The organism is Flavobacterium sp., from assembly GCF_035456085.1.
Lineage (GTDB): Bacteria > Bacteroidota > Bacteroidia > Flavobacteriales > Flavobacteriaceae > Flavobacterium.
This window is the reverse complement of record NZ_DATIDY010000218.1, coordinates 1-15,376: the sequence shown is the minus strand read 5'-3', so window position 1 is coordinate 15,376 and position 15,376 is coordinate 1. Positions and strand designations below refer to the sequence as shown.

18 protein-coding genes and 2 tRNA genes are annotated in these 15,376 nt (G+C 32.6%); 13 read left to right on the top strand and 7 right to left on the bottom strand.

The genetic code is table 11. The features are described from left to right. Positions 1 to 13: 13 nt before the first annotated feature. Positions 14 to 370: a hypothetical protein gene (locus tag VLC96_RS16710; protein WP_325264745.1), complete on the bottom strand. Its 357-nt coding sequence runs from the start codon at positions 368 to 370 to the stop codon at positions 14 to 16. A 257-nt stretch (positions 371 to 627) separates the two neighbouring features. On the opposite strand from VLC96_RS16710, the gene rseP reads away from it, so the two are divergent. The 5 genes from rseP (at position 628) to VLC96_RS16685 (ending at position 5,081) form a co-directional block, all read left to right on the top strand. Beyond that, positions 628 to 1,971: an RIP metalloprotease RseP gene (rseP, locus tag VLC96_RS16705; RefSeq protein WP_325264742.1), complete on the top strand. Its 1,344-nt coding sequence runs from the start codon at positions 628 to 630 to the stop codon at positions 1,969 to 1,971. 82 nt (positions 1,972 to 2,053) lie between these two features. Then, positions 2,054 to 2,127: transfer RNA gene (locus tag VLC96_RS16700), tRNA-Asn, on the top strand. Between the two features lie 40 nt (positions 2,128 to 2,167). Continuing rightward, a tRNA-Asn gene (locus VLC96_RS16695) sits at positions 2,168 to 2,241 on the top strand. Between the two features lie 413 nt (positions 2,242 to 2,654). Further along, positions 2,655 to 3,821 carry a site-specific integrase gene (locus VLC96_RS16690; protein ID WP_325264740.1) on the top strand — a complete coding sequence of 389 codons (1,167 nt, stop codon included), beginning with the start codon at positions 2,655 to 2,657 and terminating at the stop codon, positions 3,819 to 3,821. A 378-nt stretch (positions 3,822 to 4,199) separates the two neighbouring features. Next, positions 4,200 to 5,081 carry a phospholipase D-like domain-containing protein gene (locus tag VLC96_RS16685; RefSeq protein ID WP_325264738.1) on the top strand — a complete coding sequence of 294 codons (882 nt, stop codon included), beginning with the start codon at positions 4,200 to 4,202 and terminating at the stop codon, positions 5,079 to 5,081. A 220-nt stretch (positions 5,082 to 5,301) separates the two neighbouring features. Here the strand turns inward: VLC96_RS16685 and VLC96_RS16680 are convergent, their stop codons facing one another. Next, a complete protein-coding gene (locus VLC96_RS16680; RefSeq protein ID WP_325264736.1) occupies positions 5,302 to 6,102 on the bottom strand; it encodes a hypothetical protein in 801 nt (266 codons plus the stop codon). Positions 6,103 to 6,666: 564 nt separating this feature from the next. Between VLC96_RS16680 and VLC96_RS16675 the strand changes: the two genes are divergently transcribed. The 6 genes from VLC96_RS16675 (at position 6,667) to VLC96_RS16650 (ending at position 11,310) form a co-directional block, all read left to right on the top strand. Then, complete coding sequence (locus tag VLC96_RS16675; RefSeq protein ID WP_325264734.1) at positions 6,667 to 7,011, top strand: hypothetical protein; 345 nt, start codon at positions 6,667 to 6,669, stop codon at positions 7,009 to 7,011. A gap of 92 nt (positions 7,012 to 7,103) precedes the next feature. Further along, the gene (locus tag VLC96_RS16670) at positions 7,104 to 7,994 is read left to right on the top strand and encodes an AAA family ATPase (protein WP_325264732.1); all 891 of its coding nucleotides are present in this window, start codon (positions 7,104 to 7,106) and stop codon (positions 7,992 to 7,994) included. Continuing rightward, positions 7,978 to 8,958: a DUF3871 family protein gene (locus VLC96_RS16665; RefSeq protein ID WP_325264730.1), complete on the top strand. Its 981-nt coding sequence runs from the start codon at positions 7,978 to 7,980 to the stop codon at positions 8,956 to 8,958. The genes VLC96_RS16670 and VLC96_RS16665 overlap by 17 nt, the downstream gene beginning before the upstream one ends. Before the next feature lie 69 nt (positions 8,959 to 9,027). Next, positions 9,028 to 9,276: a hypothetical protein gene (locus VLC96_RS16660; protein ID WP_325264728.1), complete on the top strand. Its 249-nt coding sequence runs from the start codon at positions 9,028 to 9,030 to the stop codon at positions 9,274 to 9,276. 341 nt (positions 9,277 to 9,617) lie between these two features. Then, complete coding sequence (locus VLC96_RS16655; RefSeq protein WP_325264727.1) at positions 9,618 to 10,667, top strand: AAA family ATPase; 1,050 nt, start codon at positions 9,618 to 9,620, stop codon at positions 10,665 to 10,667. Continuing rightward, positions 10,660 to 11,310, top strand: a complete 651-nt coding sequence (locus VLC96_RS16650; RefSeq protein ID WP_325264726.1) for an NUMOD1 domain-containing DNA-binding protein — start codon at positions 10,660 to 10,662, stop codon at positions 11,308 to 11,310. Before VLC96_RS16655 ends, VLC96_RS16650 begins: the two co-directional genes overlap by 8 nt. A gap of 103 nt (positions 11,311 to 11,413) precedes the next feature. Here the strand turns inward: VLC96_RS16650 and VLC96_RS16645 are convergent, their stop codons facing one another. From VLC96_RS16645 to VLC96_RS16630, 4 genes are read right to left on the bottom strand one after another with little or no spacing between them, the layout of a single operon-like run. Then, positions 11,414 to 12,304 (bottom strand): HesA/MoeB/ThiF family protein, encoded by an 891-nt coding sequence (locus tag VLC96_RS16645; RefSeq protein WP_325264724.1) that lies wholly within the window; start codon positions 12,302 to 12,304, stop codon positions 11,414 to 11,416. Then, the gene (locus VLC96_RS16640; protein WP_325264722.1) at positions 12,301 to 12,711 is read right to left on the bottom strand and encodes a hypothetical protein; all 411 of its coding nucleotides are present in this window, start codon (positions 12,709 to 12,711) and stop codon (positions 12,301 to 12,303) included. The genes VLC96_RS16645 and VLC96_RS16640 overlap by 4 nt, the downstream gene beginning before the upstream one ends. Further along, entirely contained in the window at positions 12,708 to 13,049 is a 342-nt protein-coding gene (locus VLC96_RS16635) for a hypothetical protein (protein WP_325264720.1), read from the bottom strand. The genes VLC96_RS16640 and VLC96_RS16635 overlap by 4 nt, the downstream gene beginning before the upstream one ends. Before the next feature lie 11 nt (positions 13,050 to 13,060). After that, positions 13,061 to 13,537 (bottom strand): multiubiquitin domain-containing protein, encoded by a 477-nt coding sequence (locus VLC96_RS16630; protein WP_325264718.1) that lies wholly within the window; start codon positions 13,535 to 13,537, stop codon positions 13,061 to 13,063. Positions 13,538 to 14,047: 510 nt separating this feature from the next. On the opposite strand from VLC96_RS16630, the gene VLC96_RS16625 reads away from it, so the two are divergent. Beyond that, a complete protein-coding gene (locus tag VLC96_RS16625) occupies positions 14,048 to 14,389 on the top strand; it encodes a helix-turn-helix domain-containing protein (protein ID WP_325264717.1) in 342 nt (113 codons plus the stop codon). Then, complete coding sequence (locus VLC96_RS16620; RefSeq protein WP_325264715.1) at positions 14,343 to 14,909, top strand: ImmA/IrrE family metallo-endopeptidase; 567 nt, start codon at positions 14,343 to 14,345, stop codon at positions 14,907 to 14,909. The genes VLC96_RS16625 and VLC96_RS16620 overlap by 47 nt, the downstream gene beginning before the upstream one ends. Positions 14,910 to 15,153: 244 nt before the next feature. On the opposite strand, the gene VLC96_RS16615 is transcribed toward VLC96_RS16620, so the two are convergent. Then, on the bottom strand, positions 15,154 to 15,255 hold the full coding sequence (locus VLC96_RS16615) for a hypothetical protein (protein ID WP_325264747.1): 102 nt from the start codon (positions 15,253 to 15,255) through the stop codon (positions 15,154 to 15,156). Positions 15,256 to 15,376: the final 121 nt, after the last annotated feature.

Below are 15,376 nucleotides of genomic sequence, written 5' to 3'. Positions count from 1 at the left end.
TTTAATTAATAATTCATCCAACAAATAGGTTTTCTCGAGAACTTTTCTGTTGAAACAAATTAAATGCACTTCCGTCTAATAAAATTGGACGGAAGTGCATTCCTCCAAAAATTTGTTGCTCTTCTTTATCAGTTATAATTTTAAGGGTATAGCTTATTTCTAAATCGAACGGTTCGGCATAATAAAAACTTTCCGTTTTTTTAGAATATTTTATTACTGCTTTCAAACTTTTAAAAAAATCCAATTCATTATACAACTGGCTACGGCTTATTCGCAATTTAACTGCAAAAGCTTCAGGTTTTCCCGTTTTTTCTGAATAGATCAATTGGTGTGCTTTTTTAATTCGTTCTATATGTTTAGCAAAATTCATATCTTTAAAATTTTATATTTAAAAAAAAATGACAATTTTTAACGAAACCATTGAAAAGATTCTTAATAAAGCAAACTAACTGAAATAAAGCAAGATACGCAATACCCATTTTTGGTGATATTGAATTTGATTTAGTATTTTAAAAAGCTTTAAACAAATTAATTAACAAAGTTTTAAAACGATACCTCTTAATATTGCGTAAATAATAAAATAGAAAATAGTACTTTTGTCCGTCATTAAAGAACCGAAAATTACAAATGGAAATAGTTATCAAGCTTTCTCAATTTTTATTGAGCTTATCATTACTTATTATACTTCATGAATTAGGGCATTTTATTCCTGCTAAATTATTCAAAACGAGAGTCGAAAAATTTTACTTATTTTTTGATGTTAAATATTCATTATTTAAAAAACAAATCGGCGAAACTGTGTACGGTATTGGATGGTTGCCTCTTGGTGGTTATGTAAAAATCTCCGGGATGATTGACGAAAGTATGGACAAGGAACAAATGGCTTTGCCTTCTCAACCATGGGAATTTCGTTCTAAACCAGCTTGGCAACGTTTGATTATTATGCTAGGCGGTGTAACGGTAAACTTTATACTTGCATTCATTATATATATTGGTATGGCCTTTGTTTATGGAGATTCCTATATTGCTAATGCTGATATGAAAGATGGTCTTTTGATCGAAAATCAAGCAATGATCAATGCAGGTTTCAAATCTGGAGATAAAATTGTTGCAGTTGATGGACAAAAAATTATACGTTTCGACAAGGAAATTAATGGTAAAATTATTGTAGCAAAAGAGGTTACTATCGAAAGAAACGGCGTTGAACAAACCATTAAAATGCCGAATGATTTTGTTGATCAATTGTCTAAAGTTGAAAAAGAACCTTTGGCTACTATTCGAATTCCTTTTGTTATTGGAAACATTCCTGATGAATCGTTGAATAAGAATTTGAAAACGAAAGATATTTTGGTTTCTTTAAATGGACAACCTACTAAATATCTTGATGAGGCCAAAGTAATTTTGGAACAAAACAAAAACAAAACGATTCCTGCAGTTGTTTTGAGAGATCAAAAACAAACTACTGTAAATCTAAAAGTAAATGCTGAAGGTAAACTTGGTGTTCAGTTGGGTGGTTTAGGTCTTGATTCTTTAGAGAAATTGGGTTATTACAAAATTACGCATCAAAAATACAGTTTCTTAGAATCCATTCCTTTCGGAATTGAAAAAGGGAAAGACCAATTGGTTGGTTATGGAAAACAGTTAAAAATGATTTTCAATCCAGAAACCAAAGCTTATAAACAAGTAGGAGGTTTTGCGGCTATTTATAACATTTTCCCTAGTTCATGGAGTTGGGAACTTTTTTGGAGCATTACAGCTATTTTATCAATAATGCTTGGGGTGATGAACTTATTGCCAATTCCGGCACTTGATGGAGGTCACGTAATGTTTTTATTGTTTGAAATTGTGAGTGGAAAAAAACCAAGTGACAAATTTTTGGAGAATGCTCAAATGGTTGGTTTTGTATTGCTTATCAGCCTTTTGCTTTTTGCTAATGGGAATGATATTTATAAGGCGATTGTTGGTAGATAAAAAAGAATAATATTTTTTCTTTTTTTGTTTGCTACATTTAAATTTAGTCCTATATTTGCACTCGCTAAAAAGAGCAACAACTTCCTCCTTAGCTCAGTTGGTTAGAGCATCTGACTGTTAATCAGAGGGTCCTTGGTTCGAGCCCAAGAGGGGGAGCAAACTTTTTTTAGCAAACATATTAAACCTTTAAGGTGATTCCTCCTTAGCTCAGTTGGTTAGAGCATCTGACTGTTAATCAGAGGGTCCTTGGTTCGAGCCCAAGAGGGGGAGCAAGATTTAGAAATCCAGTTTAATTTATTAGACTGGATTTTTTGTTTTACCCAACAAACTAAAGGGGTTTACAGGTTTTATTTATTTAAAATTACAATTCAATAGAAATTGATTTTAGAATAATCAGAACAAAAAAAGGTTCCCACTGACTTTAAAAAAAGGTACCCGTTTTAAATTTAAAAGGTACCCATTTTATTCTTGAAATCCCTTTATATTACTGATGTTTTAAAATTATTGAATTCGTTTTAGGCACCAAAAAACATGATTTTATAGTCAAAAAAAGGTACCCATTTGAAATGACAAAAAGGTACCCATAAAAAAAAGGTACCCATTCTCACCGAATTGATATGCCAATTGTTCAACCAAAACCAATTGACATGCATCAAAATCAAATCAAAATTTTATTTGTCACAATGACATCTAAAACAAACAAAAAAGGTTACTGCCCTCTTAGTTGCAGATTAACCTTTGAAAATGAAAGAAAACAGTTTACCACTGGACTTTTCATAAATCCTAAAAATTGGAATAATAAACTTCAGCTTTTAAGTAAAAACGACCCTGATGAAACATTCATTAATACTCAAATCAGCACGATAAGTGACAAGCTAAAAAATATTACATTAGTCTTTCAGCTTCAAAGAGAAATATACACGTTAGAAGATATTTACAAAAAATATCTTGGTATTGAACCTAAGCAAAAATACCATATCGTTTCTTTTTACAATCAATTCCTGCAAAAACAAAAAAAATTGGTTGGCATTGAAATTAAAGGGAGTACGTATCAAAAATTCAGTTATGTTTCAAACCAATTAGAAAGCTTTGTAAAATGGAAATTTAAATCCAAGGATTATCCTGTTGAAAAACTAAACCTGAAATTTTTGGAAGATTTTGAATACTATCTAAAAACAGAAAAAAAACACCAACAGATTACCATTAACAAAACAATTCAAAGATTTAGAACACCTTTCAAGTCAGCAATCGCAGGAGGAATCATTGACAGAGACCCATTTCTAATGCACAAAACCAAAAAAGTCAAAAAAGAAATAGTATTCCTAAGTCCAGAGGAATTAAAACTGTTAGAGTATCACTCATTTGCCCAAAACAGATTAACAGTAGTTCGTGATCTATTTGTATTTTGTTGCTATACAGGACTAGCCTATGCAGAAATGTCAAATTTAAAAAAAGAGCATATCATAATTGGATTTGATGCTATGGAGTGGATTCAAATGAAAAGAGAAAAAACGGATAAAATGATTTCAGTTCCTATCTTACCTAAAGCCCAGTCAATTCTGGAAAAATATTCAGATGACGTTGGCTTACTGCCAAAATTTAGTAACCAAAAAATAAATAGCTATTTAAAGGAAATTGCTGAAATTATAGGAGTCGACAAAAAAATCACACACCATATGGCTAGAAAAACGTTTGCATCAACTGTACTCCTTTTCAACGATGTACCGATGGAAATTGTTTCAGAATTGCTTGGACATTCCAATATACTTATTACGCAGGAAAGTTATGGTAAGGTAGTGCAGAAGAAAGTGAGCCAAGCAATGTCAAATCTTAGAGCTAAATTAAAATAATCCAAATGAGTCTATTACTATTTGTTTTAGGCTCATTTTTCGTTTAAAATATTTATCCCTTCAAAAATTTCAATTACTTCTTTGTCTAAAGCAAAACAAAACCTAAGAAACAAATCAACAGTCATTCTTTGTTTATTTCGAAACACTCGCCTTACTGTAGTTTCTGAGCAAAGTGCTTTTTTCGCAAACTCAGATTTATTTCCATTGAATTTCACTAGGAATTCTTTATAAATCCTATTGACCAGTTCAACTTCCATCTGTTCAACATGCTTTTGCATTGAACAAAGAAAACAAACTGTTAAATCAAAAATCTTTTTGCAATTCGACTTATAGGTCGAAAATTAGGTTAAATTTGTAAATAAAGCCAACCAAAAAGAGATGCAAACTGAAGCAGTATTTGAAAACATAGCTGAACGTATTCAACAAGAAATTGCTAAAGCTCAAAAGTCTATCTTTATTGCAGTAGCTTGGTTTACAAATAGAACTCTATTTAATGCATTAGTAAACAAGTCAAAAAATGGCTGTTCAGTTTCGCTTATTATATCTAATGACAGCATCAATCTGAATTCCTATATAGATTTTGAACAATTGAATACAGAGAATTCAAGAGTTTATAAAATCGGGAATGGTGACACGGAATTAATGCATAATAAATTCTGTGTTATAGATGATACAACCGTTATTACTGGTTCTTACAATTGGAGCTACAAAGCAGAAAATAATTTTGAGAATGTTGTCATTACCTACGGAGACCTATCGCTGACGAAACAATTTGTAAAACAATTTCATCAAATTAAGCAATTATATTATCCCAAGGAATCATTACCAAAAAATAATAAACGAATCCCCATCAACCAAAATCACTTACCCACAAAAAAGGAAAAACCTGATTATATTATCCTTGACCCAAATGATCAAAGATTCAAACTACTCGCTCAAGCAGAAATAATTTCCGTCAGCAAAAACATTAAAACCCTTAATAACGACAAAGCTACAGGGTATCGATTGGCGAATGTAAAGATTACAATGCCAAATGATGGCTCAGTACAGAAGGGTAAAACAATGATTTATGAGAAACTCATGGACTTGATGGAATATGAGAAAGGTGACGAACTTACCTTACTCATAGAAATAGAGGGTAAGTACGCAGGGTATTCTAAAGCTTATCTTGCAAAAAGCGCAAATCTCGATGTCTCAGCATTTGAGAGCTATGCAGGAGTAAACCTATGGGGTAACCCTGCAACAAGAGTTACTCGTTAAGGAGTAATTTTTTATGAAATTGAAAGACTGAACTAAGGATAGAAGACTGCATTAACATCTAAATAAAGATAGATTTATTGTACTTATATATAATAAGGATATATTCTTTATTTAGATGGTATTAGGGATACTGTCGATCAACAGGAAACTCAAATATTTTCAAAATACTTTTAGATTGTTAATCCGCTGTGGGATTGTCTCATTTTTGGGTTATTTGGATTTAATTCAGCTTTATTCTTTGCTCTACTACATTACTCCAACTACACGAACTCCCTAAAATATACTTTTCAGCAATTTTATTTTTTTCAACACGATTAATATAAGAATCTACCGATTCTCTAATAATAGCCCAACCTTCTTGGGTTGGATCTTTTTCAATTAAAACAATACCTGCTTCTCTCATGTTTAGTGAGTTTGAAATTGGAAGACAAGCTAATATCCAGCGTTTATTTTTTAAAGTAAAAACAGAATACTCTCTGCAAGCACTAGACACCCATCCAGGTAAAACCCCTATTTCATCTTTTCCATCACTATTTAGATCTCCTTCGTTCTTAAATATATACAATGGACAATAGTCAATTTTTAATTCTTTAATTGATTTATCAGAAAACTGAATTATCCCTTCACACGATTTTTTAGTTCCATTGTTTATACAATCTTCATAAGCTTTAAAACCTGTATTTTTAAACCAAGCTTTTTCCTTTTTCCCATCGCCATTAAAGTCCCCTTGGATTGTATCAGCACTTGGATATCCTTTAATGTCATTTAAATAAGTTGGCATTCTGTTTCGCCTATCTCTATTTTTTTCGATGTGCTTATATTTTAATTGTTTTATCAATTTTCCTTCGGTCGATAAAATAGCTATTGACAGACTATCATCTTTCACTTTTATTGAATCTTCAACTAATGCATTTTGATCTGTGTTTGCCTTATTATTTTCGTGCTTATTGGATAAGCAACTACAAGTTATTATTGATAGAAAAGATGCCATAACTTTTATTAATACTTGTTTTTTATTCATTTTAGCTTATTATAAATTTTCAAATTATACAAATGTATCAGAAATAAACTTTCTTGAATATAAAACGCAATTTTATTCTTTTCAAGAAATGGAAATGAAGTAAATTTTAGTAATTAAGCGAATGCATAACAGCTACAACGGATTGGGCAATTGATTTGAAATACATCTGGTTATCTTCCTACGAAATCAATGTTTAGTAGGAAGTTTAGGCTTCATTTATCCGCCACATTGCGAAGCTACGGGAAGCAAAATCATGTGACAAACATTTTTTAAATCATCAATTCCTTTATTACAAAACTAGTCTTCAGATATTCTAAGAAAACCATCTTTTAATTTTCTGAACTGGACAACCAAAGAGCGACCAAAACGGTTGGTTTTTTTATTGCATTTTTTTCAATTTTTTTTTCATGACCGTACAGGCATTGTAACCCAGCATCAACCCCCACTCTTTTTTAGCTTTGGGCATAGACCCACGCAATGACATTGAGAAGTGATAATATCAACCGCTTGATTCAGGTGTAGTGGAATATGCCGTTTTGTTTAATCTTAAAAATTTAAAAAACTATGGTAAAAATTATCGATTACAAAACCTATCAAAGAAAAGATGGGGAGGAATTCTACGCACTAGTAGTGCAAGGAGGTCTAGAGGCAGTAAAGAGCCAAGAAACAGGTAGAACCTATTTTACTGCAAAAAAAGCAACAGTTTCCTGTACTTTCACTGAAGAAATGTGCAATTCACTAGTGGGAGAAACACTCCCCGGTAGTATTAAAAAGGTCAACACAGAACCCTACGAATATACCATTCCTGATACAGGAGAGGTAATTGAACTGAACCACAGATATGACTATATCAGTGAGGAAGATAGTGTTATCGAAGATAACGTTATGAAAACAGAATTAGTCCGCTAATTCGCATCCAAAGCATATAATCAGGGAGCTTCAGCAATGAGGTTCCCTTTTTTTTACCCAAATGCATTTTTTAACTTAAAAACATCTAAATTATGAAGCTACAAACAGCAAAAAGACATCAAGTCAAACTTCGAATCGGATTATCAGGCCCTTCAGGATTTGGTAAAACATATTCGGCACTATTACTAGCATATGGAATGACCAATGATTGGCGCAAGATTGCATTAATTGACACAGAGAATAACAGCGCCAGTCTGTATTCCCATCTAGGGGATTTCAATGTACTGTCCTTGGAGGAACCATTTACGCCTGAACGCTATATCAAAGCAATCCAAGTTTGTGAAGAAGCAGAAATGTCCGTAATAATCATTGATTCAATTAGCCACGAATGGCAAAGCAAGGGTGGTTGCTTAGAGATTCACGAACAATTGGGTGGAAGATTCCAAGATTGGGCTCGCGTCACGCCGAGACACAACGCTTTTATTGATTCCATTATACTTTCCAAATGTCACATAATAACAACAAGCAGAAGAAAAGTGGATTACAGCATTGATAAAGATTCCGATGGTAAAACCAAAGTGAGCAAATTGGGAATGAAAGAGATTACAAGAGAAGGATTCGAATACGAACTTACGGTAAATTTTGAATTTTTAAATGATAAGCATTTAGTGTCAGCATCCAAAGACAGAACAGGATTATTTGCAGGAAAACCAGAGTTCATAATAAATTCAGCAACAGGGAAACGCTTAATGGATTGGAGTAACGACGGGATTTCGATAGATGAGATTAAAAATAAAATCAAATCCTGTACAACCGATGAAGAATTAAAATCAATATACGCCCAATATCCACATTTAGGCAAAGAGCTTTATCCTGTTGTAATGGAACGTAAAGCAACCCTTGATGCCATTTCTTCACAAGTATTACCCAAAGAACAAATTATTCAACCTCAAACAGCAGTAACAAATGGAATTAGTAATTAGTAGCAGTATAAACGATCAAGTCGTAGAGCAAAGTGAAATAATCAATAAATCGTCTGGCTTCATAGAAGCGAATACACAAAAAGTTAGTTTGAACCATCTAAATAAGGAATGTATCATACCAGTGTTCTCGAAAGACAATGAAAGCACCATTTCCCACTTTGAATTTATAAACAAAGCCTATGAAGTAGTAAGGGATTTATTCCCTGAATTCACCCCAAAAGAGCCCGACATCAGGGTTTCTCATATGATTAAAGGCAGAACGCCCTCAGCTATTGGAAAGCCCGCAAAAGACCTCCTAGACAGCGAAAAAACCTTATATTACGAGCGTTGTGCATTCCTTATCGAATTGCACCAAGTCAAAGAAGTAATAAACGGAAATACCCTTACATTGTCCGTTGGAGGAGTGAGAAGCTACAATCAAGAGAATCTTTACAGCAAAAAGTCAGTTGAAAAATTCAAAATATTTATTGGATTTCAAAACAAAGTGTGTACCAATCTCTGCATTTCAACGGATGGTTTCAGTAATGAAGTCCGCATTTCATCAGTAAATGAGCTTGAAACCAATATGGTTAATCTGTTCAACAACTACGACCGTATAAAACATTTGGGGATGATGGAAAAAATGAGTCGATACACACTCAATGAAAACCAATTTGCATTTTTGATAGGCAAACTTCGGATGTACCAACATTTGGAAAAAGAGGGACAAAAAAGATATGGTACTTTCCTGCTCAACGATGGTCAGGTTAATTCGGTTGTCAGGGATTATTACACTTGCCCTAATTTTTCAAGGGATAAAAACCATAATATCTCTTTGTGGAACCTGTACAATCTATTCACTGAGAGCAACAAATCCAGTTATATCGATAACAACCTTGAGCGCAATGTAAACGTATACGAGTTCATCAATTTCATTGGTAATTCCCTTCAAAATGAACAACCCAATTGGTTTTTGCCATTATAATAAAATAGCTTTTTGTTACCACAATACCTCCTAAATAAAGAATGTTTTAAGGTAAATAAAACTGAAAAAATGAACAAAAATCAACTGGCTGAACAGCTAAAATACTGCTCTCCGAATATAATTTACGTGGTAACTTGGAACAATTTGCTCAAAAAAGTATTTTGTCCTTTCAGAGTTCAGACAAGAAACGATATCGGGGAGTATTATAAAGGGGAAATAGTGTGGGTAGAACAGGTAAAAGTAACTCCTGAGCTTAAAACCATCTTTGTGATTAATGGCGACGCCTATTACTACTACCATTTTGATATTATTATATAGCCTTTTGCTGTATTGGAGTATGCTGTATTTTGTATAACCAAACTTTTGAGACGGTCTCCATTATCAAAAACCACTGAAAACGTAATTAGCTGATATAATTGCACTAACTGCATTGATTGCATATAGATGTTCATAACTTTCAATGCAGTTTATTAAAATAATGATTAATTTTATAACTGTTCTTTCCTGAGAAATTAAGTGTTATCCATGACCAACTAGAATGGATAATAAATACTTATAAAAAAAATCAAGGTTAAGAACGTAAGTTCTTTTACATTATGTATTTTGATTTTAAGTGTTCGTGCCCTATTATCTTTTTATTAATTTAAAACAATTTGGGCATGGTTGTTCTTATATGTTATATGAGTACAATAAAATTTTCTCTTGCAAGGGAGATGTACAAAGAGATGCCTCCAAAAAAAATGCTGTGGAGTGGTGTAAAAGAGAAATCTTTCGGGTTGGTTTTTGGTCCACCTAAATCAGGAAAAACTATTTTCTGTGAATATTTAGCGATATCAATTGCAATCGGAAGGGAGAGTTATTTTAACCATTTTTTAGATGGAAATCCCAAAAAAGTCCTTTTTATAGGATTAGAAGAAAGTTTTGAAAGCAGATTAGGTAGAAACATTTTGCAATATGAGACTCTCACAGAAGAGGAAAAGTTGCTTATGGATGAAAACTATGATGTCCAAGAAATTGACTTCCCAAAATTTGTTATAAGCAAGGAAAATTGGGAAAACCTATATCAAACCATTGAGGGATCTGGTGCTGAGGTTGTTTTTATTGACAGCATCACTAGAATGAATCATGGCAAACTTGAGGATAGTAAAACAGCTGAAGAAATAATGTCCAGATTGAGGGTTCTTTCTCAGGAATTAAATATTACTCTCTTTGCTATCCACCACACTCCGAAACTTCATGGTAATCCAATAACTATGGACGGCATAAAAGGTAGTTCTGTTTTTGCTCAAGAATCGGATTTCGCTATTGGAATCAATCGTACTGACCGAAATCACAGATACGTTAAAAATGTGTTTTTTAGATACGACAATGACGATGACGAATTTGTTAAAGAGTTTGAAATCAGTGCTAATGCTTGTCCTAGTTATTCTGGCGAGGTGGATGAGGATGAAATTCTTCAAAGATTAGACAGGAGAAGAGCAGTGGATAAGAGAGAGGTCATGAAAGACTTTTTTAATTCTAATCCAAACGTAATTTATACTCTTAAGCAAGCAGTTGATGTTTTGAAGCCTTTAGTTGGTTTACAAGAAAGACAAATTAAAACTTATCTTTCTGAATTATCTAATAATCAAAAGATTAAATGCTATGAAAGAGGGCATTATAGCTCTGTATATTACAGGTCTATCGGAGAAGGAGGTAAAAATGAGTAATTATATTGTTTACAAATCTGAAAATGCATTTACCGGGGAAATCTATATTGGTGCAACTACCAAATCGTTAGATCAAAGGAAAAATGATCATTTACAGAAATCTTGTAAAGGGTCTAATGTCCTCTTTCATCAGGCAATTGGCACATATGGTTCTGATTCGTTTATTTGGAAGCAACTTGATTCAGCCGCATCATTAAATGAACTAGCTGAAAAGGAAACCGAATACATTTATATGTACGACAGTTTTCAAAATGGTTATAATTCAGACAAAGGAGGAGGCTTTAAAAAAACAGTTTATCAATATAATATTGAAACTGGCGAATTGATCAATTCTTACGATGACTTAGTTAGTGCAGGTAATGCAGTCAATGCAAACAAAAGAAGCATTAGTAATGCTTGCTTGCATACCAACAAAACATGTAGGGGTTATCATTGGAGCTATTCAAGTACATCGGATTTAAGTTCAACCCTTGATCTGAGAAAAAAAACAGTTAATCAACTTTCTTTAGATGGTGGTTTAATAGCTCGCTATGAATCAGCATCCGAAGCATCAAGGAAAACAGGAATATCCAAAACCTGTATTACTAGGTGTTGTCGAAAAGAAAGAGAACAAACAGGTGGCTTCCTTTGGGAATACATCTAAAAAAACTAAGGCAGCTCGTAAGAACTGCCTTTTTTATCCTTTGCGGATATTTTGAATTACAATCATATATCCAAACAACTCTGTTATTAAAGTCTGTCATAGTTTATATTTTAGTGTAATTTGGTTTTCCAACATTTTCAATTGGAAAGTGGCAACACTTTTCTGGAGCGAATTCTTTTCGGATATGGTTCGTAATTTTACCACTATTCCCATCATAAGATAGATAAACACCATCACTGTTTCCAGTCCAACCAGTTACTAAATCAACGAAAACACCGACTGCTGTTGAAGCCAAAACACCATTTGGCCATACAACCTGTGGTCTGCCTCCCACATTTCCATATTTAGCTGCTTCTTTTGCTAGCTTTTCTTCTGTCAAAAAACCATAACAACTCATACAAGGCATACCTGGCATAGATAAAATTATCTGCCCGCTCATAGAATATCCGCCAGAATGATGAACATCCATTCCAATATCTATCAGAGGTATTAAGAAACGTCTTAATTCAGCTTCTAATTGTTGCCTCTCTGTATATGAATCTACACTTCCAAAAATTATATCACATGTTTGTAATTCTTCAGGAGCCTGTTGCCACTTTTTGGCTATAAGTGTCAATTCTGCTTTAGGAAATATTTTTTTAATTACTCTTTTAGCAATATCAATTTTAAACATTGCTTTTTTAATGTCTGTATACACACCACCAACTAATCGATTTAGATTTGTATCCTCCATTTTGTCATAATCAAAAATGGTTATGTTTTTAACTCCTAAATGGGCTAATTGTTGCCCAATATGAGAGCCACCACCTCCGTAGCCGATTATCCCCACTTTTATATTCTCAAATAAAAATTGTGAATTAGCACCCAAAAAAGATTGTCTATCAAATATTAAATCTTTAACCGACCCTTTATTTGGATATTGTAATAAAAAAGGATAGCCAACCACACTTATTGAATCAGATTTTATGCTTAAATAGAATGCATCCCTACTCAAAATGAGAAATCCATTAGTATGTTTTGGGCAATATTATTCAAACTTTTTACAATTCCGGGCAAACTTTTTGCATCCGTAAAACTTGGGGAAGGCCTTCCTGAATGGTCATGAAGATGAACATGAAAACAACCACAGTCTTTTTCAAATACACCTTGCATAGCAACCCTTATAGCATTCGAGTTAATTTTTGCACCAACCTCCTCATCATTAATATAATCATTATCGTTTACTGGTAAATAATCAATTGCTATTACCAAGGTCACATCAGAAGATAATTTAACAGTTTTTGCAAATAAAAAACCCACCCGCTCATAGGCAAAAGGATGAGGCCGTTTTAAATCTGAAAGCATTTTTTTATGTAGCTCTTCAGGAATTCGAAACTTTAAATTTTGTTTTTTATTTTTCATCTCAAAGCACCTAAATGAATTAATAACATTTCTGACAATCTCAAACCTGAGTTTACTCTCCATGAGATTGCGTACCAATATTCACCAAGAATTCTAACACCAATTCTGTTCCAATTACCAGCCTTTGGGGTTCCAGTAATTTGGGCTGAATAAAATAGGGTCGATTCATATCCATCCTTTTGAGATGGACACAGCAATGCATTGACAACATTTGGTTTGCAGTAATCAGGAAGCTGCAGGTTGTCAATTCTTATATAGGTATAACCCCCATCCTGAGCAATGCTCAAGTCTGGGGCTATACTTTTTAATTCTAAAATCTGATCTTCGGAAAAGTCCATTGAGTAAAAAATTAAGATGAAGATCCGTCTCTTACGTGACTAAAAAACTTTTCGCAACCCTTAATCAATATTGAAGAATCATCAGCTAATGGAACTAGTTTCCCATTAATTAATTCTTCAAGTTCATGGGCTTGTGGAACTCCTCCAAGTTTTTTGATTTCCACAACAGTATGCTTACCTCTTGAAATAGAGTAAGGCTTAGTGTTAATGTCAATTTCAACTAATCTAGACCCTTCGTGTTTATGAGAAAAGAACTGCTCAATTCCGGGGCGAGCTAAATCTACCTTTGTTTCGTCGGAAATAATCTCATCCTCCCACGGTCTCTCTATATCAAGAAAGATCTTATCTTCTTTAGGGATATTACCTAACTTTCTCACTTCAGAGCCTGATATATACTGCTCTTTCCATTCGAATTTTTTACTATTGATAATTAATTCTAATAATGACTTCTCCTTTTGGGCATCTTTGCCCCCGTTGTTATTTTCCATCTTATATGAGTTTTAAATTTTTAAAATAAATAATCCGTGACGCTTATCATTTCAGCGACAACAATTGAAAATCAATTCTTTAATAAAGTTTGTAAATTGCTTATTTTAAAATTTTAATTACACATTGCAGAAAGAATAAAGCCACTAAATAGCTATATTTCATTAAATTAACATATAAAACTTGTGTAATAATTTTGAAGGAGTTACTTTTGTGGTCTCACATACAAAAATATCTAGAAGCTAAGCAGGCTACTGCTGACCTTCAAAATTACTCAACAAGTCAGGCTAATCCCTGGCTTTTTTTATTTTCAAAATGCACTAAGACATTTATTCATAACACAAATGTAATCAAAATATTTAAACATGCAAATTATAAAGTTGTTTTTTTACAAATGTTTGTATTGCAAACATTGTTTATAATACAAACATATTGTTTTGTCTATTTTTTTTACTATATTTATACATGTTTTGATTAAAAAAAACATATATTCGCACAAAATAAGGAGAGCTATGAAGAGTTTCAATTCGATTTTGTACCAAATTCTTGGTGCAAATATCAAATCACGCAGGGAAGAACTCAATATGAATCAAAATGAATTAGGTGAAAAAGTTGATATTGGAAGAGCTTCTATTTCTAATATTGAAAAGGGCAGACAAAAACCACCTCTATCTGTAATTTATAAAATATGCCATGAATTGGATGTAGATGTGCATTCAATTTTACCAACATATGTCGAAATTGAAAATGAGTTAAAAGTTGAAAACGAAAGCTCGTTTAAAAGCCTTTTCGATCATTATGATTTGGATGAAAGCACTCAAAAAGAAATTGACGATTTATTTAAAGATTTATAAAATGTTATATAAACACATTGAAGAAAAGGCGGAAGAAGTTTTAAAAAATGAAAACTTTCATACACCAGGATTTGATATTTTTAAATTGATAAAAAAATTAAATATTGAAGTTGTTCCTAAACAATTCAATGATGATATTTCAGGTTTTTTAGCTATAAATAATGGAAAAGTAGTTATATCATATAATGTAAATGAAGGCTTAGAGCGAAGAAGATTTACAGTAGCCCATGAATTAGGACATTTTTTTCTACACTCTAAAAGCCAACCATTATTTGTAGATAAACCTCCGAAAATAATGTATAGAAATAACGCCTCTTCTACTGGAGAAGTATTAAAAGAAAGGGAAGCAAATGCTTTTGCAGCCGCAATACTAATGCCTCAAAGCTTGATTATAAGTGAAATTGACAAATTAATAGAAAATGACGCTTCAGAAATAATATCAAAGCTTGCAAAAAAATTTAAGGTAAGCGAACAGGCAATGTCATTTCGATTATCTAACCTTGGATATTATATAGGATAATTAACTTCTTAAAAAAACATTAAAAGGTATACAATTCGGTACCAAAAAAAACAACACGATTTCAATCTATTGGATTTCAACGTTAAACCGTCCTTGGTTCGAGCCCAAGAGGGGGAGCTTAATAAAAAGACTATCAGTGATGATGGTCTTTTTTTTTGCTATAAGTCCTAGTAAAATCAAGGATCAGGTGCAAAAAGTTGGGGATTATGCATAAAGATTAGATAATCTAAACAAAAGAAGAAATCTATTTTCTGACTCCCCTAAATTGAGATCTAAAAGCTTTTGTTTTTGCTTTAAAAGATTCAACAGAAGCATTGGTACTTCTATTGTCAAAGTAATTTAAGATTGATTGTTAATTAAGTTATGGTGTTTAACAGAAGATTGAAGCTTTTAAGCTGTTTTAAAAGAATCTACATTGGGTAAAAGTTTTGGGATGTATGTTTTGCCTGTGTTTATCAATAGATTCT